The following is a 22,914-nucleotide window of genomic DNA, read 5'->3' on the forward strand; positions in this document are numbered from 1 at the left end:
ATGATGATTCCCCTCATTTTAACATTATTCTGTTTTTATTTCAATCTGTGAAGATTCTTCCGTTTCATTTTCAGTTTCTTCTATATCAACTTCTTTAATAACTTTTGCCATAGCAATGATATTCGCATCATCGTCAACCCTCATGATTTTAACACCCTGAGTAGCTCTTCCAAGTCTTGAGACTTCACCTGCTCTAATTCTGATTATAATACCATCGGAGTTAATAAGCATGATTTCATCATCCTCATTTACAACCATTGCACCGATAAGTTCGCCTGTTTTCTTAAACTTAGCCTTGTCGTAAGTTAAAAGTCCCTTACCACCTCTTACCTGAATCTTATAGTCATCAACCGGTGTTCTCTTTCCATAACCATTCTTAGTAACAACAAGAAGTTCTTCATTTGCCTCAACTAACTCCATGGAAACGACTTCATCATCTGGTTCAAGTTTAATGGCTCTTACACCGCCAGCAATTCTTCCCATGCTTCTAACGTCTTCTTCAGAGAAGCAGATACATTTTCCCTGCTTTGTTACGATAATAACTTTATTGCGGCCTGTTGTTTGCTTTATTCCAATAAGTTCATCGCCATCCTTTAGATTGATAGCAATAAGCCCAGTTTTTCTATTTGTATCAAACTGTGAAATAGGAGTCTTCTTAATTGTACCATGCTTAGTTACCGCAATTAAGAATTCATCTTCTGTAAATTCCTTGATAGGAATAATAGCTGTTATTCTTTCTCTCTGCATTAAATTCAAGAAGTTTACAGCAGGCATGCCCTTTGCAGTTCTCCCTGCCTCAGGTATTTCATAAGCTTTGAGTTTATGAGCCTTACCCGTATTTGTAAAGAACATTAGTGTATCATGAGTTGACGTCATAATCATATTCTTTACAAAGTCATTTTCTCTGGTTGTTAACCCAGTTATTCCTTTGCCGCCTCGCTTCTGAGTCTTATAATTATCAACTGATACTCTCTTTAAATAACCAAGATGAGTTAATGTTATTGCAACATTTTCTTCTTCAATTAAATCTTCTTCATCTAATTCGGAAATGTCAGCAACAATCTTTGTTTTTCTGTCATCTCCCCACTTATCCTTGATTTCTAGAAGTTCGTCTTTAACAACACCCATTAACATCTTTTCATCTGCTAATAACTGGTTGTAATATGAAATTCTTTTCATTAATTCTTCATATTCGCTCTCAATTTTTTCTCTTTCCAAACCTTGTAATCTGGCAAGCCTCATATCAAGAATTGCCTGTGTCTGAATTTCTGAAAGCCCGAAACGTTCTATTAATTTATCTTTTGCATCATTGTAACTAGATCTAATAATTTTAATGATTTCATCAATGTTATCAAGCGCTATTCTTAAACCTTCTAAGATGTGAGCTCTTGCTTCAGCTTTTTTCTTATCAAATATAGTTCTTCTTGTAACAACTTCTTTCTGGTGCTTTAAATATTCAGTTAAAATCTCGTGAAGCGTTAATGTTCTTGGTTGTCCGTCTACAAGTGCAATCATAATCATACTGTAGCTTTCCTGAAGCTGAGTATGCTTGAAAAGTCGGTTTAAAGTTATCTGAGGATTTGCATCTCTTTTAAGTTCAATTACAATTCTCATACCCTGTCTATTTGATTCATCACGGATATCAGAAATACCTTCAATTTTCTTATCTTTAACCAATTCTGCAATCTTTTCGATTAATCTTGCTTTATTTACCTGATAGGGAATTTCTGTCACAATAATCTGCTGCTTACCCTTGCTTGTTTCTTCAAATTCAGTTGTTGCACGAACAAGCACTTTTCCCTGTCCAGTTCTATAAGCCTGCTTTGCACTGTTTTTTCCCATGATGGTTGCACCTGTTGGGAAGTCTGGACCTTTAACAATTTTAATTAGATCCTCAACATCTGCATCCTCATTGTCAATCATATAAACAGCAGCATCAATCACTTCTCTAAGATTATGAGGAGGAATAGATGTTGCCATACCGACCGCAATACCGTTAGAACCATTTACTAACAGATTTGGGAATCTTGCGGGAAGTACTTCAGGTTCCTGTTCTTCTTCATCAAAGTTAGGCATGAAATTAACGGTTTCTTTATCAATATCACGAAGCATCTGCAATGCAAACGGAGTCATTCTTGCTTCCGTATAACGCATTGCTGCGGCGCCATCTCCATCAACCGAACCGAAGTTACCGTGACCGTCCACAAGCATATATCTAATTGAGAAATCCTGTGCCATTCTAACCATAGCATCGTAAATAGAGCTGTCACCATGAGGGTGATATTTACCCATTACCTCACCGACGATACGTGCCGATTTTTTATGTGGCTTATCAGGAGTAACTCCCAATTCACTCATACCATAAAGTATTCTTCTGTGTACAGGCTTTAGACCATCACGAACATCTGGAAGAGCTCTTCCTACAATAACGCTCATGGAATAGTCTATATAGGAGTTTTTCATTTCATCATGAATCTCATGCTGTATCAGCTTTGAATCTTCTAATAAATTCATAGTCATGTTTTTTCCTCCTATCTTAAATATCTACATTTGCATATCTTGCATTATCTTCTATAAACTTTCGCCTTGGTGGAACCTTATCTCCCATTAGAGTTGTAAAGATTTCATCTGCAGCAGTAACGTCTTCAAGGGTTATCTGCACTAAAGTCCTGTGATTAAAATCCATAGTTGTTTCCCAAAGCTGGTTGAAATCCATTTCTCCAAGACCCTTATATCTTTGAATATCTGCTTTTCCAGGCTTGTCCGCAATTTCCGCCATAAGTCTTTCCTGTTCTTTTTCCCCATAAGTGTAATATACTTCCTTACCCTTTTTGGTCTGGAAAAGTGGCGGCTGAGCCGCATATACATAACCGTTTTCAATAAGCGGTGTCATATATCTGTAGAAGAATGTTAATAATAATGTTCTGATGTGCGCGCCATCAACGTCGGCATCGGTCATGATAATGATTTTATGATATCTAAGCTTTTCCAAATTAAAGTCAACCCCAATACCACAGCCAAATGCTGTAATCATATTTTTAATTTCTTCTGAATTTAATATTTTATCAAGTCTAGCTTTTTCAACATTTAAAATTTTACCACGAAGTGGTAAAATTGCCTGTCTTTTTCTATCTCTGCCCTGCTTAGCACTACCACCCGCAGAATCTCCTTCGACTAAGAATATTTCTGAAAGCGCAGGATCTTTTTCGGAGCAGTCAGCAAGCTTTCCAGGAAGTGATATACCATCAAGTACACCTTTTCTTCTGGTTAAATCCCTTGCTTTTCTTGCTGCTTCTCTTGCACGAGCCGCACGAAGACATTTATCAATGATAATTCTTGCCTCATTTGGATGCTCCTCTAAAAATGCAGTTAAATTCTCATTTGTTGAAGTTTCAACGAAACCTCTCATTTCACTATTACCAAGCTTTGTCTTTGTTTGACCTTCAAACTGAGGTTCAGTAAGCTTTACGGAAATAATAGCAGTAAGTCCTTCTCTTACATCTTCACCTGAAAGAGAATCATCATTTTCTTTTATAAGCTTATTCTTCTTTGCATAGTCGTTGATTACTCTGGTAAGTGCCGACTTAAAGCCCACCATGTGAGTACCACCCTCAGTGGTGTTAATATTATTTGCATAAGAAAGAATCAGTTCGTTATAACGATCTGTATACTGCATAGCTACTTCAACTTCAAGGTTATTTTTAATTAATTCAAAGTAAATAACTTCTTCATGAATAGCTTCTTTATTTTTATTCTGATGTATTACAAATTCCTTAATACCGCCTTCGTAATGGAATACTTCTCCCTTTTTCTGACCTTCTCGTTCATCCTTAAGTGAAATTTTAATTCCCTTATTCAAAAAAGCCATCTCTCTAAGTCTATGTTCAAGCGTTGCATAATCATAGTTTACATCTTCAAAGATATCAGGGTCAGCCCAGAAGGTTGTCTTTGAACCAGTATGTCTTGAATCACCTATAACAGTAAGAGGCATAGTAGTCTTACCTCTACTATACGTCTGCTTATAGATTTTCCCATTTCTTTTTATTTCAACTTCCATTTCAGTAGAAAGCGCATTAACTACAGAAGCACCTACACCGTGAAGACCTCCAGATACTTTGTATCCCCCGCCGCCGAATTTACCACCAGCATGAAGTATTGTATGAATGACTTCAACTGCAGGAATACCAAGCTTAGGGTGTGCATCTACCGGCATACCTCTGCCATCATCTTCTACAGTGATAGAGTTATCTGCATTTATTGTAATGTTGATAGTTTTGCAGAAACCTGCTAAAGCTTCATCCACGCTGTTGTCTACAACTTCGTAAACTAGGTGATGAAGACCTCTTGGACCAGTACTGCCTATATACATTCCCGGTCTTTTTCTTACAGCTTCAAGACCCTCCAGAACTTGTATCTGGGCAGCATCATACTGTTGATTGTTTACTTCTGTACTCAATTTAACTTCTCCTGTTCTATAGACATGGATGGTTATCTTGTCAAAACTTCTAGTAATGCCATTTTCCTTGCCTTTTAAAATTTTATTTTTTACTCTACTAAATATTGTTACCAAATTTTAGATACAATATAACTAATCTAGTATACACTAAAATTTGCACCCTTACAATATTTTTTCTATTTTTGGAGGTTCTTTTTAAAAAACACATTTTAAAAGCCTTAAATCGTTAATTTAAGGCTTTCTGGTTCACTTTAAGTTCTATAGTCTAATTTGCGGCATTTATTTTATACCTTTTCAAAATATTCTTTAATATTTTTTGTTTCATGATCTTCGTATTTAACAATATTTCCTTCCCATGTCCTTAATTGAATATAACCTGGTCCTCTGGAAACAATGTAATTTGGATATATAGGAGTTTTTCCTTGGCCTTTTGGTGCGTTTACTATAAAAGTAGGAATTGCCATACCTGAAGTATAACCTCTCAAATATTCCATAATTTCCATTCCATCTTCAATTGAAGTATTAAAATGAGTGGTTCCCTGTACATGTTTAGCATGAAATATATAATATGGCCTTACTCTGCATTTTAACAATTCCTGATTTAGCACCTTCATAACAAATTTACTATTATTAATACCATTTAACAATACTGCTTGATTTCCAATAGGTATACCAGCATTAGCTAATCTTTCGCAGGCAGCTTTAGATTCATAAGTAATTTCTATTGGATGATTAAAATGAGTATTTACATAAATGGGATGATACTTTTTAAGCATAGAACATAATTTATCAGTAATTCTTTGAGGCATGGTTACTGGGGTTCTGGTTCCCAAACGAATATAATCAACGTGAGAAATATCTTTTAATTGTTTTATAATCCACTCTAATTCTTCATCTGAAAGACATAAAGCATCTCCACCGGTAATTAAAACATCCCTTATTTCCTCATTTTCCTTAATATAGTTTATTGACTCTTGAATGGCGGCACGAGTATTGTGAACATCTTCTTCTCCAATATTTCTTCTTCTCTGGCAATGTCTACAATACATGGCACATTCATTAGTTACATTTATAATTAATCGGTCGGGATATCTTCTGGTTATACATCCTGCTGGGTTTGTAAATTCTTCTCCCATAGGATCAAGATCTGTACATGAATCCTCTAATTCTTTATATGCAGGAATTGATAATAATCTTATTGGATCATACTTGTCATCCGGATGTACTAAACTCAAGTAATAAGGAGAAATTGCCCACCTAAATTTTTTTTCAACTTCTTCAATATTTTTCTTTTCTTTTTCACTTAGATTAATAATTTTACTTAAAGTTTCAGCATCCGTAATCTTATTATCTAATTGCCAATGATAATCATTCCAATCCTCTTCTGAGGCTTTTAACAAACTTAATATTTTATTTTTTCTTTTAACTAGTTCATTTTCCATGTCCATTCCTTTTGTAATTGTCTTTTTTGCTTCCAAAAAATCTTCTATTTTACCCTTTAGTTCATTTGCTCTTTGAATAGATATTTGCCTTTTTTTGTTTTTTTCCATGTACTCCTCCTCACTTTTTGTACGTCTTATATTTCATCTCTTTATTTCTTTAGATATACTTATATCCCCTATATACAAACATATATTCTATTGAAATTTTTCTGTTCCTACACGGAAACAAATATTAAATTAATACAAATAAATAACAGCCTAAATCATATTATCTGTTGTTTGCTCATATTAAATGCTAATCATATATTTTTTTTGAAATAAAGTAAAATAATATATTTAGAATTTGAAATTTAAGAATTTAAGTTATTTTTTAATGAATTGTATTTAAGAATCTTATATTTGATCTGATCCTGCAATATCCCATTCCATAATATATCGATTATGACCTTTTCCATACTCATTACGACTATATTCAATAGGTCTAAATCCAATATGCTTATATAAATTTATTGCAGGTTGATTGTCAACATCAACAGTAAGGTCTATTTTCTCGAAATTTTGTTCTTGCAGATTCTCTGCAATAATTTTAAGGAATTGACGCCCAAAACCATGGCCCTGTATTTCTTTTTCAATAGCAAAATCAAATAGATATGCTTTTTCAGGATTTTCCCAATCTCTCATAAGAATTGCCAGCCCTTTAATGTCTGTTTTCTCTTCTTCTTTTAATATATAAACACTTCCATGCCGAATTTGTGGAACTAGTCCCCATTCATCCATACCTAATTCTCCAAAGATATTCAATCCAAAACTTACCATATTTTGTAAAAGTAATAAATCAAAATCTTGAACTAGATATACTTTAATATTACTAAGATTTATATCTAAATCTTTAATAAATTTACGCGGTAAACGATTAATTTCCTCTAACATTTTATTAATCATATAAAACCCCCTTCAATTGTTACAACAAACGAATTATTTTCCTCCTTTCTTTGTTGGAACTGAAGCCAAAAACACAGAAAGCTACGGTTTTTAAACCGTAGCTAATTTTTTGCACACAAAAAAAATGTATATTATTATATTATACTCCCTTTTCTAATGCTTACGAGATTAGCTGACGGATTCGGGCAGAAAAGACACCCTACACAATACATCTGTGATTCACCCCATAAATTTGGTTCTCCCGTTCAATTTCTTGACTCAGCAACACATTTTATTATTTTATTCTTATTTATTATAACATTTTAGATGTTATAAGTCAAATTTCAATTACTTTCTCTTATATTCACATTTCCCTTGGACAAGAAAAATTTACGCTATAAACTATAGTAAATGGACCTACTTCTTTATTTCCTTTTTCTTTAAAAGAAACTCTTCCACCTATATCAAATTGTATTACTTCCTTTGTTGTCACTATTTTTAAGACATCTAAATCATCTGTCCACATTTTTAAGGGTTCTTCTGTAATTAATTCTATATTTTCGTCGCAACTTTGTATTTTTTTATTATTAATTTCACAAATGGCATAATATTCATCACTCTGCCATAACACCATGTCTGCACTTATTTTATATGGATATGTTTTACCATCATATTCCTGGCTACCTGCAAGTTCTAATCTATAAGCTTCAAATTTTCCATTTTTCATTAATCTGTCCGCAGTCATTTCACTAACTTCTTGTTTTTCAATAAGCTGCATCCTTAATTTTTCAATCCACTCCCCATTTTGTATATCATCTGCCTTATTGCTTAATGTGAGTTTCTCGTAAGGCATAAATTGTTTATCACTCATATTCTCTGAACTATTTACTTGATTACCACAGGCATTTAATGAAAAAAATATTGCAATTAAACTCATTAAAATCAATAATCTGCGCATTTTTCTTCTCCTTATTTACTCTTTATTTTTCACTTTAAATAAGATACTCTAGTGGTTCCACTAATTAGTTTAATTTTACATAAGCTACGCTTTCTGCTATATTTACTGCTTCTTTTACAGTTCCCCTATTTATCGTTATACAAAATTCATATCCACTATCAGTCCACATTAAAATAACACACTCATCTTTTTTTAAAGAATATATTGCTTCTTTTCCATTAACCTTAGTTTTTCCTACCTCACAATTTTCACTATTGATAGCTGTATTGGCTTTTCCAATTAAATAATATTGAAACGTTGCATATAACTCCTCTTTTTCATTAATAGTGAAAGTCATACTTTTTATATCACCATATCCATTAACATCTACTAAGTTAAAGTCTTCTGGCAGTGCCATTGGATAAAATACATCTTCCCATTTTTTTGGAAATTTTGCTTTTGTTTCAGGACTCAGCTCACCTTTTTCAACTACATTAACATCTATGTATTCTCCATGATCCTCTATTATAAAATCAAAAAGCTTTATACGAAAAGCATCTACATTCATTGTGACTACTGTCATGGCGACACCTATGCAAACTATAATCATAGCTGCAATTCTAAAATATTTATTTTTTATTTTCTTTTTATTATTTTTTAGCTCTATTGCTTCAAATTTTCTTATCATTTTTAGTATTTTCTGATCCAATTCTTTTGGAACAGAAAAAGGATTATTTTGTTCTTCTAAATTTTTTACTTCAACTTCTATCCTTTCGAATTCTTCTGCAGCTTCTTCTAATTCTTCATCTGCCATATCTTCAAATTTAAAATTCATCAAACATATCCTCCTTTTCAACTAAAAGTGATAGTGCCAGCTTCTTTCTAGCTCTTGTTATTTTCACTCTCACATTATCATAAGGAATTCCAAGTTCTTCAGCTATTTCTTTATCTTTTTTTTCATCTATGTATTTTAATTTTAATAATTTTCTATCCACTTCACTTAGATCATCCATCTTGGAATTAACTAATTTTTTTGTTTCTCTTTTTAAAATTTCTTTTTCTAAAGAAAAATTGTCTTTTATTTTTAATAACGCATCTTCCTGCTCATTTGTTACACATACATTTGTTTTTTCTTTTCTTAAAATATCTATTGCAGTGCGTTTAGCTATAGTAAAAATATACCCTTTGGTTTTATAATCATCCATATTTTCGAACTTTTCTATATTACAAAAGGCCTTAAAATATGTAATCTGCACAGCATCTTCTGCCTGTTGCTGATTATCTAAATATTTTAAGGCTATGTAATAAACATGTTTTTTATATAGAGTATACAATTTCTCAAAATTTGTTTTATTAACTCCATCAGAAATTTCCATCATTAATAAACTAATCACACTAAACCCCTACCACCTCAAAATCTATCGTACTTTTTCGTTGTTCTACACATCCATTTTCCACATAAAATGTTTTTCCCTCAGGAAGTGTTCTTTTAACTTTATCTGAAAGTTCTGCTGAAGTTATAAAAAGCTGTATATTTGCAAGGGAATTTATCAAATAATTTTGTCTCTCTTCATCCAATTCAGACAAAACATCGTCCAATAGCAATATACAATCTTCCTCTGTTTCTTCTTTTATCAACATAATTTCAGCTAATTTTAAAGACAATGCTGCTGTTCTTTGCTGGCCCTGAGAGCCATATTTTCTTATATCTATGCCATTTATGATTATTTTCAAATCATCACGATGAGGCCCAACACTTGTGCTTCTTCTTACTAAATCTTTTTCTATATTTTTCCTTATTTTTTCTAAAAATAAATCTTTCTGCTCCTGTAAGCTATTCATAAATGGAACATTTGCTTCATACTGAATATGGAGTTTTTCCTTGCCATTGGTAATATTTTTATGTATTTGACTGCTTATTTTATCTAACTTTTTAATAAATTCAGCTCTCATCAATATAATCTTAGATCCATACTCTGCTAATTCCTGGTCCCATATTTCAAGTAAAGATATTTTGGGAGAATTCTCTTTTAACATTGTATTTCGCTGTAGAAGTATTTTTTTATATCGAGAAATATTATTAAAATACATAGGCCTTATCTGGCAAAGTTCTCGATCAATGAATTTTCGTCTTTTTTCAGGTTCTTCTTTAACAATTTTTAAATCTTCTGGAGAAAACACAACAATATAAATATTTTCAAGAAGTTCAGAAATTTTTTTTATTTTTCGCCCATTTAACTTTACAGCCTTACTTTCCTTACTCACAGCCATTTCAACACAAAGATCTTCATTCTTTTTTTCGGCCTCTATCTTTACTCTGAAAAATTTACTGCCAAATTTGATCATTTCAAAATCATTAGAAGTACGAAAAGACTTTCCTAGTGAAGATAAATAAATAGCCTCAATAAGATTAGTTTTTCCCTGCGCATTATTACCAAGTATCAAATTAACATTAGGATGAAATTCTATATTCAGATTTTCATAATTTCTAAAATCCTGCAGTTCAACTTTTGTTATGTACATCTTCTATTCTCCATATAACAAAGGCTGCCATAAATGACAGCCAAATTTCTTTAATTTCCTGATAATCTTACAGGTAATATTAAATAAACAAACTGATTACCCTCTATTGGCTTAACCAAACAAGGACTTACACTTGTATTTAGCTCAAGTCTAATATTTTCATCGTCTATTACTTTTAGTACATCAATTAAATATTTTGAATTAAACCCTATATCGAGACCTTCCCCCTCTGTTGAAATAATAACATCTTCTTTAACATTACCTTCTTCAGATCTTGAAGTAATAGTCATATTATTTCCGTCTATAGAAAGTTTTACTAGATTGTTTTTTCCTTCTTTTGCGAAAAGAGAGGCTCTTTCAACACTTTCTAATAAATCTCCCCTGTTTATAGTAACAGTTGTCTGACATTCTTTTGGAACTATATCTTTATATTTTATAAATTCACCTTCTAAAAGTCTTAAAACAACTCTTGTTCCTTCTAGTATCACAACAGCTTTTTTATAGTCTAAGATGATTCCAACATCTTCATCTTCTACTTCTGAAATTATTTTACTTATTTCTGATAAAATCTTTGAAGCTATTATTATTTTCTTTTCTTCAGAGTTTTTCATTTCTTCTTTCACAACAGCCATTCTGAAGCCATCTAATGCAACCATATTTAAGTAATTTTCTTCTAGCTCAATTAAAACACCAACTATGACACCCTTTGATTCATCTACACTTGCGGCAAAAGACGTCTTTCTAATCATTTCTTTAAATATATCTCTATTAATTAAAAGTTTACTTTGTTCTTCAATTTCCCCTATGTTTGGAAATTCATCTGCTGGAAAACATACAATGTTAAATTGTGATGTTGAACATTCTATAGTTATGTTGTTTTCTTCTTTTAGTTCAATAGTGATGTCTTCGTTTGGAAGTTTTCTGATAATCTCACCAAATAATTTTGATAAAACAACAATTTCTCCTTCTTCTGATACATGTGTGTCAATTATTTTTTCTATACTTAAATCTAAATCTGATGCAGTTAATACTAACTTATTATCTTTTGCTTTTAGTAAAATTCCCTTAAGAATAGGAATAGTAGTTCTGTTAGTTACAGCTTTTGAAACGGTATTTATAGCTTTAGATAAAATTTGCTGATTACAGGTAAATTTCATGTGCCGACTCCTTTATTCTTATTAATTTTTATTAGTAGTATTAGTAGTAGGGGCTGTGGATTTGTTGATAACCACTTTGAAGCCTTGAAACTGCTAACTTTTTTGTTGTTTATTTTTTGTTGATAACTTGTATAAATTTATATAACAACCAGTGTATTGTTGTGTATAAATTTTTATGTATTATTTTTATATTCTACTCTCATTTATATTTCTTTTGATTGCTTCAACAACTTCTTTTATAGATTCATTCATTTTTATTTCAGAAGTAATTTTTTCACATCCATGCATTACCGTAGTGTGATCTCTTTTACCAAAAGCTTCGCCAATCTTTGGAAGTGATAAATCAGTCATTTCTCTGCATAGATACATAGCAATCTGCCTTGGAAATGCTAAAGCCCTTGTTCTCTTTGCTGATTCGATATCTGAAATTTTAATATCGAAATGCTTGCAGACATATTTTTTTATAACCTCTGGATTAATGATGACATCTGTATTTGAAATAATATCCTTTAATACTTCTTTTGCAAGAGATAGGTTTATTTCTTTGTTCATTAGATTTGAAAAAGTAATAACTCTTGAAAAGGCTCCTTCAAGTTCTCTGATATTTGACTTAATCTTTCCAGCAATAAGAGCAATGACTTCCATGAGGTTATCATCAATTGTAATGTTTTCAAGTTCCGCCTTTTTCATTAAGATGGCAACTCTGTTTTCATAATCAGCAGGTTGTATATCTGCAATCATATTCCATTGAAACCTAGATCGCAGTCTTTCTTCGATGTTTAAAAGTTTGGCTGGTGGTCTATCACTGGAAATAATAATTTGCTTATTGGCTTCATATAAAGTATTGAACGTATGAAAAAATTCTTCCTGAGTACTGTCTTTTCCTTCAATAAACTGTATATCGTCTATTAACAATACATCGATATTTCTATATTTATTTCTGAATTCAAGAGTTTTTCTATCCCCTATAGCTTTGATCAGTTCATTTGTAAACATTTCAGAGGAGACATAAAGAACTTTAAGTTTTGGATAATTTATCAATAAGTATTGACCAATGGCATGCATCAAATGAGTTTTCCCTAAACCAGATCCACCATATAAAAACAATGGATTGTAGGAATCAGAGGGATTTGCAGATACACATGATGGCGATTCTGCAACAGCAAGTGATGCAGCATGTGCATATCTATTGTTATTACCTACTACAAATGCATTAAAATTGTAGCGTGGATTAAAATAGTATTCATCTGGAAAACGCTTTACGAAGGAATCATCATATGCACTTTTGTGATTGATGGTTTCTTCCTCCTCCATATCATCAAGAGTAAGTTCTATATCATATTTCTTTGAAAAGGCAATAGCTACGGCATTTTCCAGAATAGACATATATCTGCTCTTCATAATATTTAAATTCATATCATTTAAAAGTTTTAAATATAATTTATTATTTTCTTCTTCTATTTTTAAAGGTACTATAGGCAAAAACCACGTATTATAGCTTACTTCAGTTAATTCTGGAGCAAGTAATTCTAGGGTTTTTTTCCAATTTTCATTCATGTTGCTCATTTATCTACATCCTTATGCTTAATTAAATATAAAATGATTAGTAAAAATTAAATAACTAATCAAAGAAAAAAAATGATATAAAGTTCTTAATACATAATAACAATTAAGTTATCCACAGGCAATAGTTAAATTTTTTATATTGAACTTTCAACAATTTAAAAATTATCCACATATAGTGGACAACTTTGTGTATAGTTTTCATGTTAACAACTATATATAGGTTTTTATATAAAATATTACCGTAAAATATTTTTATTTATTTGTAATATTATTGGTAAACTTGTTAAAATCATTGACACAGATAATTAGCGAATGTATAATAATGTGGCATGTATAGGACATGTAAGTGAAAATACGCGTTGAAATTTAGATGTGTATGAAACCGAATTATTGAATTAAGCAAGGAGGTGTTTAAGAATGAAACAGACTTATCAGCCAAAGAAAAGACAGAGATCAAAAGAACATGGTTTTAGAAAAAGAATGAGTACAAAGAACGGTAGAAATGTATTAAAGAGAAGAAGATTAAGAGGAAGAAAAGAATTATCAGCATAGAGACCGCAACTGTGGTCTTTTTGTTTTAAAGATTGAACAGGACACTCTTGTATGGTCTTGTATGGTGATGTAATGCTAAAAAAAAATGTATTACGCAATAAAAAAGATTTTTCTGCTATTTATAACAGAGGAAAATCCTTCGGTGGAAAATATGTAGTATTATTCTGTAGAAGGAATAATTTAAGTTACAATCGATTAGGTTTTTTAGCTAGTAAAAAAGTAGGAAACAGCGTAGTAAGGAACAGAGCAAGAAGACTTATGAAAGAGAGCTTTAGACGAATGGAAGCTGATACGCTGATTGGTTTTGATATAATCTTGATTGCAAGAAACACTATCAAAGATGTCAAGTGTGATGATGTTTACAAATCTATGAATTCTCTTATAAAAAAAGCCGGATTAATAACAAAAAAATAAGAAGGTGTACTATTTGAAGAAAATAGTTATAGGACTTGTTAAGGGATATCAGAAATTTATTTCTCCTTTATTTCCACCAACATGCCGGTTTTACCCAACATGTTCAGCATATTTTATACAAGCAGTAGAAAAATATGGTGTGATAAAGGGTAGTTTTATTGGAATTAAAAGGATTCTAAAATGTCATCCCTTTAATCCTGGTGGCTATGATCCTTTAAAGTAGCGGAGGAAATTAATGCAAACAATTATTGGTTTTATTGCAGTGCCTCTAGGTTGGTTATTAAGTTTTATATATAGTTTGTTAAATGATTATGGTATAACTTTAATAATTTTCACCATATTAGTAAAAGGTTGTCTCTACCCGCTTTATGCAGCACAGATTAAATCAACTGCTGGTATGGCGGACATTCAGCCTAAAATGCAGGCTTTGCAAAGAAAGTACGCAAATGATAAAGAAACACTAAATATAAAGATGATGGAACTTTATAAGGAAGAAAAGTTTAATCCTATGGGCGGTTGTTTACCTATGTTAATTCAGATGCCTATAATATTTGGACTTTTTGCTTTATTAAGAAATCCTATGGCTTATATGAATAGTGATTCTATGCTATTGGCAATTCACGAATCATTTTTATGGGTTATGGACTTAAGTCAGCCTGATTTATGGATTCTTCCAATAGCAGCCGGTGTAACAACTTTTATTTCTTTCAGCCAAACACAGAGTCAGCAAGGTTCTGCAAATAACCAGATGGCTCCAATGATGAATATGATGAAGTACTTCTTTCCAGTAATGATCGTTTGGATGGGTAGATCATTCCCAGCTGGTCTTACAATTTATTGGTTTATAGGTACTTTAGTTCAGATTGGTTTTAATTTTAGACTTAATAGATTAAGGAAAAAGATGAAGGAAGAATCAGAAAAGAAACGTAAGAAATAAAAGCATATATTTGAAGGGAAATTAAATATGGATTACGCAGAAAAGTGGGGGAAGGATGAAGATGAAGCTATAAGACTTGCCCTCATTGATTTAAAACTTACGATAGATGAAGTTGATGTAATTGTATTGGAAGAATCTTCAAAAGGCTTTTTCGGTATAGGTTCAAAACTTGCCAAAGTAAGAGTTTATAAGAAGACAGCTGCAAAGGTTGAAGAAAAGCCTATAAAAGAAGCTGTGAAGGAAGCTCCAATAACAAAGGTACAAAGTAACTCAAATAAAGAGTTTACGAAAAAGGAATTTGTAAAAAAAGAAAATAAAGAGCACAAAGAATTTAAAGAGACTAAAGAAATTAAAAATTCAGTTCGAAAACCTGAAAATGTTGAAGACTTTAAAACTGAAAGACCAAATGATTTAGTATCTGTTGAAAGCTCTCCTGCTTTAGATTTTCTTAAAGATGTAACTGAAAAAATGGGAATTGAAGTTACTGTTACAGCTACAGAAAATGAAAATAGTATATATATTGACATCAATGGAAAAGATTCTGGAACTGTTATAGGAAAAAGAGGACAGACTCTTGATGCTATACAGTATTTAACTCGTCTTGTTGTAAATAAAGACGATGAAAAATATAAAAGAGTTGTCGTTGATGCTGAGAATTATAGAAGCAAAAGAGAAAAAACTTTGGAACAGCTGGCAAATAGACTAGCAGACAAGGTTGTTAGAACAAAGAAGAGTGTAAGGCTTGAGCCAATGAATCCGTATGAAAGAAAGATTATTCATGCTACTCTTCAGGGCAACCCTAAAATCACTACAAGAAGTGAAGGTGAAGAACCTTATAGAAGGGTTATAATAGAAATGAAATAAAAAAATAGCCCATTCGGGCTATTTTTTCTTTTTTATCTATCCAGATTTATGAAATTAATCATGGATAGATCGATTTTTATCGTTAATTATTTTGTCCAATTGGTGAAAGAAGTTGCTAGACAAAATTTATAATTTTACTAATTTGAAAAGATGGTGATTAAATTATGGAAGATACAATAGCAGCAGTTGCTACCGCATATGGAGAAGGTGGAATTGGAATAATAAGAATAAGCGGTGAAGAATCCTTATCAATTTTAAATAAGGTATTTCAGCCTATAAAAAAGCACATAGAAAAAAATGATGTTGAAAAATATATTTTCAAGCCTGAATCCGTTAGTATGACAATTGGAGAGCCTATAGTTAATAGACGATTAACATATGGTCACATTATAGATTATCATACAAATCAGGTTATAGATGAGGTACTTTCAGTATATATGAAGGCACCCTATACTTATACTACAGAAGATGTTGTAGAAATTAACTGCCATGGGAGTATAGTGTCACTTAGAAAAGTTTTAGAACTTGTTTTAAAAAATGGCGCTAGAATGGCTGAACCTGGAGAATTTACTAAAAGAGCATTTTTAAATGGCAGATTAGACTTAACTCAGGCAGAGGCAGTTATAGATTTAATAAAAGCAAAAAGTGATAAAAGCTTTGATGTTGCTTTGGGGCAGCTTGAAGGAGCTTTATCGAAAGATATAAAACAAATTAGAGATTTATTGATGGATGAACTTGTAGGCTTAACAGTAAATTTAGATTATCCAGATGAAGATATAGAAGAAATAACCTATGAAAAATTATTAAACAATCTATTACAAATAAACGATATGATTCAAAAATTAATTAGTTCAGCAGATACAGGGCGTATAATAAAAGAAGGATTTAAAGTTGCTATTGTTGGTAAACCAAATGTAGGAAAGTCTTCACTTATGAATGCGCTGTTAAAAGAAACTAGAGCTATTGTTACTGATATTCCTGGGACTACTAGAGATACAATTGTTGAAGATATTACAATTAAGAATATACCTGTAAAATTAATTGATACTGCAGGAATTCATGATACGGAGGATACGGTTGAAAAAATAGGAATTGAAAAAAGTAAAGAATCTTTTAATGAAGCTGATTTAGTTTTGCTAATTTTAGATGGAAGCCAGCCCGTTTCTGAAGAAGATGAAAATATTATAAAAATAGTTGGTAATAGGAGAGCTTTAGTTCTTATAAATAAAATAGATTTAGGCATGGTTATTGATGAACAAACTCTACATGAAAAAATGCCAAGAGCTATTTTTATAGAAACTGCAGTTAAAGATGGACGAGGAATAAACAATATTGAGCAAGAAATTGAAAATTTGGTATACAATGGTGAAGTAAAGCAGAGTGGAAATACGTTTATAACAAATGTTCGCCACTCAAATCTTTTAGTGTCTGCTAAAAGTGCTTTAGAGGATGCTGTAAATATGGTACGTCTAGGTGAGGCACTTGAATTTATAGAAATAGATGTAAAAAGAACTTTTGAGTTTCTTGGTGAAATTGTTGGAGAAACAGTAAGTGATAGTATAATAGATGAGGTATTTTCAAGATTTTGTCTTGGAAAGTAGAATAAGTAGGTGATAAGTAGTATGAATTATTATATGATGGGTGAATATGATGTAATCGTTATTGGTGCAGGACATGCAGGCTGCGAAGCAGCGCTTGCTTCTGCAAGAATGGGCAAAAAAACCTTAGCATTTTCTATAAATCTTGAAGCAGTAGCTATGATGGCATGTAATCCTTCAATCGGTGGAACAGGAAAAGGGCACTTAGTCAGAGAAATAGACGCACTGGGCGGAGAGATGGGACTAAATATAGATAAAACTTTTATTCAGAGTAAAATGTTAAACACTGCAAAAGGACCGGCAGTACATTCCCTTAGAGCACAGGCTGATAAATTTAAATATCATGAAGAGATGAAGAAAACTATGGAAAAACAGGATAATCTCGATTTAAAACAAGGTGAGGTTATAGATATCTTCGTGGAGGATGGTAAGGCTTGTGGAGTAATACTAAGAACAGGTTCTGCATATAAAGCAAAAGCTGTAGTATTGGCGACAGGAACATTTTTAAGAGGTAAGATTTTTATAGGAGAATGGTGTTTTAATAGTGGACCAAATGGTCTAGCACCTTCAATGGAACTTGCGGATAATCTTAAAAAGCATGGCATGGAGCTTCGTCGTTTTAAAACGGGCACGCCTGCAAGAGCACTTGCGAGCACCCTTGATTATTCTAAAATGCAGGAGCAGTTTGGTGATGAAAAGATCGTACCGTTTTCATTTATGAATGATGAACTTGAGAAGGAGCAAATATCATGTTGGCTGACCTATACAAATGCCAAAACACATGAAGTTATAAGAAATAATTTTTCAAGATCTGCGCTTTTTGGAGGCCAGATAGAAGGTATTGGACCTAGATATTGCCCATCCATAGAGGACAAAGTCAACAGATTCAGTGACAAGGAAAGACATCAGTTGTTTATTGAGCCTGAAGGCTTGCAGACTGAAGAAATGTATATTCAGGGAATGTCTTCAAGCTTGCCAGAAGATGTACAAGAGGCTTTTTATAAAACTATACCAGGACTTGAAAATTTAAAAATTGTAAGACCTGCATATGCTATAGAGTATGACTGTATCGATCCACTTAAACTTAAAACAAGCCTTGAAAACAGGCAGATTGAAAATCTTTTCTGTGCAGGGCAATTTAATGGAAGTTCTGGATATGAAGAAGCTGCTGCACAAGGTTTAATGGCTGGTATAAATGCAGCACTTAAGGTAGATGGTAAGGATCCATTCGTATTGGATCGATCAGAGGCTTATATTGGGGTATTAATCGATGATCTTGTAACTAAGGGTACTAATGAACCTTATCGTATTATGACCTCCAGAGCTGAATATAGACTGGTATTAAGGCAAGATAATGCGGATTTACGTCTGACCGAAAAAGCTTATGAAATAGGTCTCGTGAAGCAGAATAGATTTGATAGATTCTTAAAAACAAGAAATGAGGCCGAAGAAGAAAAGATTAGACTTGAAAATGTTATAGTTCCACCAACAGAAGAAATTAATCATTATCTTGAAAGCTTAGGAAGTTCTCCAATAAAGAGTGGAGTTTCACTATGTGAGCTTTTGAAGAGACCAGAAATTACTTATGATTTACTTGCCCCCCTTGACAAAAATAGAGATAAGCAGCTATCCATGCATTCTATTACTCAACTGGAAGTTCAGGTTAAATATACTGGATATATTGCGAAGCAGCTTCAGCAAATAGAAAAGTTTAAAAAACTTGAGGTTAAAAAATTAGACCAGAATTTTGATTATAAACAGATTGAAGGAATGCGATTAGAGGCTATTCAAAAACTGACTCAGTTTAAACCTATGTCTGTTGGGCAGGCTTCAAGAATTTCAGGAGTTTCACCAGCAGATATAAATGTATTACTTGTATATCTGGAGAAGGCAAGAAGGAGTAAGAAAAACTAATGGCAATGGAAACATTACAGAGAGCATTTAATGAGTTAAATATATCTTATAATAATAAAGTTTTAGACAAGTTTCAAAAGTATATGGAATTGATTCTTGAATGGAATGAAAAGGTAAATTTAACAGCGATAACGGACAAAGAAGAATTCATTAGAAAGCACTATATTGACTCTCTTTTGTGTTACAATTTTCCTGAAATGAAAAAAGCAGAGAAGGTTATAGATGTTGGAACCGGTGGAGGATTTCCCGGAATACCTTTAGCATTAGTTTTTCCTGAAAAACAGTTTGTTTTAATGGATTCACTGCAAAAACGTTTAAATATAATAGACGATTTGGCTTCTAAATTAAATATTTTAAATGTTGTTACGCTGCATGGCCGAGCAGAAGATATGGGGCGTAATAAGGAACATAGGGAAAAGTATGATATATGTGTTTCAAGAGCTGTGGCAAACCTTGCAACTTTGTCTGAATATTGTCTGCCATTTATAAAAAGGGGAGGTAACTTCCTTGCATATAAGGGGACTAAGGCTGATGAAGAAATAAAAGAGGCCCATAAAGCTATATTTCTTCTTGGGGGCAGCATAGCTAGAGAGGAAAGAGTAACACTACCAGGTTATGATTTGGATCATAATATTATAGTAATGAATAAAGTGCAGAGCACTTCCGCAAAATATCCGAGAAAAGCGGGAACACCATCGAAAGAACCACTGAAATAGCGATTTCAGTGGTTTTTTGTTTATCATAAGGTACTTTCAATTGGACAGGCTTCTGATAATATTAAATAAGGAAGAGTATATGCTTGTAATGTGATTATCAGGAGGATGATTTTATGTTTAATAAAAAAAATATTGAAGTATCTATTGATTTAGTAAATCTAAATCCAGATCAGCCTAGAAAGGTTTTTAATGAGAATGAACTTTTGGAATTAGCAGAGTCCATTAGAGAGTATGGTATACTTCAGCCAATTATTGTAAGTAAGAATAAAGAAGGTGAATATTTTTTAATTGCAGGAGAAAGAAGACTTCGGGCATCAAAGCTGGCTGGATTATCTAAGATTCCTGCCATCATAAGGGAAGTAAACTCTAAGGACATAGCATTAATTGCTTTGGTTGAAAATGTTCAGCGAGAAAACTTGAGTTATCTTGAGGAGGCCATTGCATACAAAAAATTAATGGACGATTTCGGACTTTCTCAGGTGGAAATATCCAAAAGAGTGGGAAAGCAGCAATCTACTATATCAAATAAGATAAGACTATTAGCATTACCTAATGATGTACAAGAAATGCTTATAAATAACCAGTTGACTGAACGGCATGCTAGAGCTTTATTAAAATTGGATGATGAAACCTTAAGAAAAAAGGTTTTAGAAAGAGTTATTGCTAATAATTTAAATGTTAAGCAAACAGAAAGGTTAATAGAAGATATTTTGAGTAAAAAGCAGGAGGAAATGCGGAAGGCTCATAAATTAAGATATATTAATTATAAAATATATATAAATTCAATAAAGAAAACTTTTGACCAAATTAAAGATGCAGAAGCGAACGCAAAGTATTATCAGCAGGATCTGGGGGATATGCTGGAAATTAAGATTTTAATACCTAAAAACGCAAGTTGCGATAAAGTCGGATAAAATTACAAAAAATGTAAATTACAAAATAATATAATGTAAATACTACATATAGATAAACCAGCTGCTAAATATAATTGTAGCTGGTTTGTTATCTTATAAAATGTTTCACGTGAAACATTGGGTACCTTAGATAAGTGGCAAAGCCACATTTTTTTGTTTTTTTGTGAAAATTACGTGTTATTATGTAAAAAGTAGTGGTTAAATATTATATTGTATAATATAATAGTAAATAGGTTATTAAAAGGATAATATTAAGTAATCAACAATTTACTATATAAAACTAAAAAGGAGAAAATATATTGGGAAAGACGATAGCAATTTTTAACCAAAAGGGCGGTGTAGGTAAAACTACCACAAATATAAATTTGGCAGCTTGTTTGGCATTAAAGGGAAAAAAAGTACTTATTCTTGACATAGATCCACAGGGTAACACAACAAGTGGAGTGGGAATTTCAAAAAAAGGACTTGATAGGACTACATATGAGATACTAGTTGATGATACAATTACTCCAGAAGAAGCAATTATGCATACAAGCGTTGAAAACATGGACATTATACCAGCAAGTGTTCAACTTGCAGGTGCAGAAATTGAATTAGTACAATTAGAGGGTAGAGAAAAGAGACTTAAAAAGGCAATTGATAAGATTAAATCTAATTATGACTATATATTTATTGATTGTCCTCCATCATTGGGACTTTTGACTATTAATTCACTTACAGCAGTAGATAGTGTTTTGATTCCTATTCAATGTGAATTTTATGCGCTTGAAGGTGTAAGTCAACTTATGAGCACAATAGAATTAGTAAAAAAGAGCTTAAATCCGAATCTCCAGATACAGGGTGTTATCCTAAGTATGTTTGATGGGAGAACAAATCTTTCAATTCAAGTTGTTGAAGAAGTTAAGAAATACTTTAGAGAAAAAGTCTATACTACGGTTATACCAAGAAATGTTAGACTTGCTGAGGCACCAAGTTATGGTATGCCTATTACTGAATATGATCCTAAATCAGCAGGAGCTGCGGCATATCATGAATTTGCTGAGGAATTTTTAGACTTGGAGGCAGAAGAATAATGGCAGCACCAAAAAATAGAGGCTTAGGTAGGGGATTAGAACAACTTTTTAGTGCGGTTGAAATTAATGCATCAGAAGTATCCAATAGAAATCAGTCTAATGAAGACAATGGAAGCGATAAATCTAACATTAATTCTATATTGTATTTAGACATAAATGAGATTAAACCAAATATAAATCAGCCCAGAAAAAGATTTGATGATGAGAAAATTGATGAATTAGCAGCGTCAATTGAAACATATGGTGTTATTCAACCTATTGTGTTGAGAAAATCCGAAATTGGTTATGAAATTGTTGCAGGTGAAAGAAGATGGAGAGCTGCAAGGAAAGCTAATTTAAAAACAGTCCCATGTATACTTAAGGAATTAACCGAAGAAGAAAATATGGTTATTTCTATTATAGAAAACATGCAGAGGGAAGACCTTAATCCAATAGAAGAAGCAGAGGCATTACAGCAGATGATTGAAAAATTTGGATTAAGTCAGGAACAGGTTTCAAAGAGTGTTGGAAAGAGTAGACCATATATCACTAATGCCTTACGACTTCTAAAGTTACCTTTTGAGGTACGAGCATATGTGCTAGAGGGTAAGCTTACCAACGGACATGCTAGAGCTATAGCAGGAATAGAAGATGAAAATATGCAAGTGTTTGTGGCTGATAAAGCTGTTGAAGAAGGATTATCGGTTAGAGAAGTTGAAAACCTTGCAAAAACCATAGGTGAACCGAAAACCAAGAAACAGACTGAAAAAAGGATTAAATCTCCTGATGTCTTAAAGGTTGAAGAAGAACTAAAGGAGGCTTTAGGGACGAAGGTTAGCTTAAAGCATTCTGGAAACAAAGGAAAAATCGAAATCGAGTATTATAATAGAGAAGATTTAGAGAGATTAATTGAGTTTTTAAGAAATCCAAGGTAAGGTATAGTAATTATCG

At 32.2% G+C, this 22,914-nt stretch carries 21 protein-coding genes and 1 riboswitch; of the genes, 11 read left to right on the forward strand and 10 right to left on the reverse strand.

The annotated features are described in order from the left end of the window. Window positions 1–24: 24 nt before the first annotated feature. The 10 genes from gyrA to dnaA form a co-directional block, all read right to left on the reverse strand. Complete coding sequence (gyrA, locus tag RTW14_RS12940) at window positions 25–2,514, reverse strand: DNA gyrase subunit A (protein WP_312652350.1); 2,490 nt, start codon at window positions 2,512–2,514, stop codon at window positions 25–27. Window positions 2,515–2,536: 22 nt separating this feature from the next. After that, window positions 2,537–4,456: a DNA topoisomerase (ATP-hydrolyzing) subunit B gene (gene gyrB / locus RTW14_RS12945; RefSeq protein ID WP_312652051.1), complete on the reverse strand. Its 1,920-nt coding sequence runs from the start codon at window positions 4,454–4,456 to the stop codon at window positions 2,537–2,539. A gap of 284 nt (window positions 4,457–4,740) precedes the next feature. Further along, a complete protein-coding gene (gene eam / locus RTW14_RS12950) occupies window positions 4,741–6,006 on the reverse strand; it encodes a glutamate 2,3-aminomutase (RefSeq protein WP_312652053.1) in 1,266 nt (421 codons plus the stop codon). 285 nt (window positions 6,007–6,291) lie between these two features. After that, the gene (locus RTW14_RS12955; protein ID WP_312652055.1) at window positions 6,292–6,840 is read right to left on the reverse strand and encodes a GNAT family N-acetyltransferase; all 549 of its coding nucleotides are present in this window, start codon (window positions 6,838–6,840) and stop codon (window positions 6,292–6,294) included. A 142-nt stretch (window positions 6,841–6,982) separates the two neighbouring features. Further along, a riboswitch (cyclic di-AMP (ydaO/yuaA leader) is annotated at window positions 6,983–7,114 on the reverse strand. Between the two features lie 69 nt (window positions 7,115–7,183). After that, the gene (locus RTW14_RS12960; RefSeq protein WP_312652057.1) at window positions 7,184–7,777 is read right to left on the reverse strand and encodes a hypothetical protein; all 594 of its coding nucleotides are present in this window, start codon (window positions 7,775–7,777) and stop codon (window positions 7,184–7,186) included. A gap of 64 nt (window positions 7,778–7,841) precedes the next feature. Further along, entirely contained in the window at window positions 7,842–8,591 is a 750-nt protein-coding gene (locus tag RTW14_RS12965; RefSeq protein ID WP_312652059.1) for a DUF4367 domain-containing protein, read from the reverse strand. Next, the gene (locus RTW14_RS12970) at window positions 8,581–9,150 is read right to left on the reverse strand and encodes an RNA polymerase sigma factor (protein WP_312652061.1); all 570 of its coding nucleotides are present in this window, start codon (window positions 9,148–9,150) and stop codon (window positions 8,581–8,583) included. The genes RTW14_RS12965 and RTW14_RS12970 overlap by 11 nt, the downstream gene beginning before the upstream one ends. A 1-nt stretch (window position 9,151) precedes the next feature. Then, complete coding sequence (recF, locus tag RTW14_RS12975) at window positions 9,152–10,279, reverse strand: DNA replication/repair protein RecF (RefSeq protein WP_312652063.1); 1,128 nt, start codon at window positions 10,277–10,279, stop codon at window positions 9,152–9,154. 50 nt (window positions 10,280–10,329) lie between these two features. Beyond that, the gene (gene dnaN, locus RTW14_RS12980; protein ID WP_312652065.1) at window positions 10,330–11,436 is read right to left on the reverse strand and encodes a DNA polymerase III subunit beta; all 1,107 of its coding nucleotides are present in this window, start codon (window positions 11,434–11,436) and stop codon (window positions 10,330–10,332) included. 186 nt (window positions 11,437–11,622) lie between these two features. After that, window positions 11,623–13,002: a chromosomal replication initiator protein DnaA gene (gene dnaA, locus RTW14_RS12985; protein ID WP_312652067.1), complete on the reverse strand. Its 1,380-nt coding sequence runs from the start codon at window positions 13,000–13,002 to the stop codon at window positions 11,623–11,625. Between the two features lie 417 nt (window positions 13,003–13,419). Between dnaA and rpmH the strand changes: the two genes are divergently transcribed. The 11 genes from rpmH (at window position 13,420) to RTW14_RS13040 (ending at window position 22,898) form a co-directional block, all read left to right on the forward strand. Beyond that, complete coding sequence (gene rpmH, locus RTW14_RS12990; RefSeq protein WP_312652068.1) at window positions 13,420–13,554, forward strand: 50S ribosomal protein L34; 135 nt, start codon at window positions 13,420–13,422, stop codon at window positions 13,552–13,554. Between the two features lie 51 nt (window positions 13,555–13,605). Beyond that, a complete protein-coding gene (gene rnpA / locus RTW14_RS12995) occupies window positions 13,606–13,968 on the forward strand; it encodes a ribonuclease P protein component (protein WP_312652070.1) in 363 nt (120 codons plus the stop codon). 13 nt (window positions 13,969–13,981) lie between these two features. Next, window positions 13,982–14,191 (forward strand): membrane protein insertion efficiency factor YidD, encoded by a 210-nt coding sequence (yidD, locus tag RTW14_RS13000; protein ID WP_312652072.1) that lies wholly within the window; start codon window positions 13,982–13,984, stop codon window positions 14,189–14,191. A gap of 12 nt (window positions 14,192–14,203) precedes the next feature. After that, the gene (locus tag RTW14_RS13005) at window positions 14,204–14,905 is read left to right on the forward strand and encodes a YidC/Oxa1 family membrane protein insertase (protein WP_312652074.1); all 702 of its coding nucleotides are present in this window, start codon (window positions 14,204–14,206) and stop codon (window positions 14,903–14,905) included. A 27-nt stretch (window positions 14,906–14,932) separates the two neighbouring features. Beyond that, a complete protein-coding gene (gene jag / locus RTW14_RS13010) occupies window positions 14,933–15,769 on the forward strand; it encodes an RNA-binding cell elongation regulator Jag/EloR (RefSeq protein WP_312652076.1) in 837 nt (278 codons plus the stop codon). A gap of 164 nt (window positions 15,770–15,933) precedes the next feature. Then, window positions 15,934–17,370, forward strand: a complete 1,437-nt coding sequence (mnmE, locus tag RTW14_RS13015; RefSeq protein WP_312652079.1) for a tRNA uridine-5-carboxymethylaminomethyl(34) synthesis GTPase MnmE — start codon at window positions 15,934–15,936, stop codon at window positions 17,368–17,370. Window positions 17,371–17,391: 21 nt separating this feature from the next. After that, window positions 17,392–19,281: a tRNA uridine-5-carboxymethylaminomethyl(34) synthesis enzyme MnmG gene (gene mnmG / locus RTW14_RS13020; RefSeq protein ID WP_312652081.1), complete on the forward strand. Its 1,890-nt coding sequence runs from the start codon at window positions 17,392–17,394 to the stop codon at window positions 19,279–19,281. After that, entirely contained in the window at window positions 19,281–19,997 is a 717-nt protein-coding gene (gene rsmG, locus RTW14_RS13025; RefSeq protein ID WP_312652083.1) for a 16S rRNA (guanine(527)-N(7))-methyltransferase RsmG, read from the forward strand. The genes mnmG and rsmG overlap by 1 nt, the downstream gene beginning before the upstream one ends. Before the next feature lie 113 nt (window positions 19,998–20,110). Continuing rightward, entirely contained in the window at window positions 20,111–20,911 is an 801-nt protein-coding gene (locus RTW14_RS13030) for a ParB/RepB/Spo0J family partition protein (protein WP_312652085.1), read from the forward strand. 299 nt (window positions 20,912–21,210) lie between these two features. Continuing rightward, a complete protein-coding gene (locus RTW14_RS13035) occupies window positions 21,211–21,984 on the forward strand; it encodes a ParA family protein (protein WP_312652087.1) in 774 nt (257 codons plus the stop codon). Then, window positions 21,984–22,898 (forward strand): ParB/RepB/Spo0J family partition protein, encoded by a 915-nt coding sequence (locus RTW14_RS13040; RefSeq protein ID WP_312652089.1) that lies wholly within the window; start codon window positions 21,984–21,986, stop codon window positions 22,896–22,898. The genes RTW14_RS13035 and RTW14_RS13040 overlap by 1 nt, the downstream gene beginning before the upstream one ends. The last annotated feature ends 16 nt before the right edge of the window (window positions 22,899–22,914 follow it).

Origin of the sequence: Aminipila sp., from assembly GCF_032051575.1 — a bacterium.
In the GTDB taxonomy this organism is placed as follows: Bacteria; Bacillota; Clostridia; order Peptostreptococcales; family Anaerovoracaceae; genus Aminipila.

Bases quoted from the DNA above. Each gene is read 5' to 3' on its own strand.
- RTW14_RS13030 (WP_312652085.1), top strand. From the start codon at position 20,111: ATGTTTAATAAAAAAAATATTGAAGTATCTATTGATTTAGTAAATCTA.
- RTW14_RS13040 (WP_312652089.1), top strand. From the start codon at position 21,984: ATGGCAGCACCAAAAAATAGAGGCTTAGGTAGGGGATTAGAACAACTT.
- rsmG (WP_312652083.1), top strand. From the start codon at position 19,281: ATGGCAATGGAAACATTACAGAGAGCATTTAATGAGTTAAATATATCT.
- gyrA (WP_312652350.1), bottom strand. From the start codon at position 2,514: ATGAATTTATTAGAAGATTCAAAGCTGATACAGCATGAGATTCATGAT.
- dnaN (WP_312652065.1), bottom strand. From the start codon at position 11,436: ATGAAATTTACCTGTAATCAGCAAATTTTATCTAAAGCTATAAATACC.
- mnmE (WP_312652079.1), top strand. From the start codon at position 15,934: ATGGAAGATACAATAGCAGCAGTTGCTACCGCATATGGAGAAGGTGGA.
- dnaA (WP_312652067.1), bottom strand. From the start codon at position 13,002: ATGAGCAACATGAATGAAAATTGGAAAAAAACCCTAGAATTACTTGCT.
- mnmG (WP_312652081.1), top strand. From the start codon at position 17,392: ATGAATTATTATATGATGGGTGAATATGATGTAATCGTTATTGGTGCA.
- RTW14_RS12965 (WP_312652059.1), bottom strand. From the start codon at position 8,591: ATGAATTTTAAATTTGAAGATATGGCAGATGAAGAATTAGAAGAAGCT.
- rnpA (WP_312652070.1), top strand. From the start codon at position 13,606: ATGGTCTTGTATGGTGATGTAATGCTAAAAAAAAATGTATTACGCAAT.
- rpmH (WP_312652068.1), top strand. From the start codon at position 13,420: ATGAAACAGACTTATCAGCCAAAGAAAAGACAGAGATCAAAAGAACAT.
- jag (WP_312652076.1), top strand. From the start codon at position 14,933: ATGGATTACGCAGAAAAGTGGGGGAAGGATGAAGATGAAGCTATAAGA.
- recF (WP_312652063.1), bottom strand. From the start codon at position 10,279: ATGTACATAACAAAAGTTGAACTGCAGGATTTTAGAAATTATGAAAAT.
- RTW14_RS12955 (WP_312652055.1), bottom strand. From the start codon at position 6,840: ATGATTAATAAAATGTTAGAGGAAATTAATCGTTTACCGCGTAAATTT.
- RTW14_RS13005 (WP_312652074.1), top strand. From the start codon at position 14,204: ATGCAAACAATTATTGGTTTTATTGCAGTGCCTCTAGGTTGGTTATTA.
- RTW14_RS12960 (WP_312652057.1), bottom strand. From the start codon at position 7,777: ATGCGCAGATTATTGATTTTAATGAGTTTAATTGCAATATTTTTTTCA.
- eam (WP_312652053.1), bottom strand. From the start codon at position 6,006: ATGGAAAAAAACAAAAAAAGGCAAATATCTATTCAAAGAGCAAATGAA.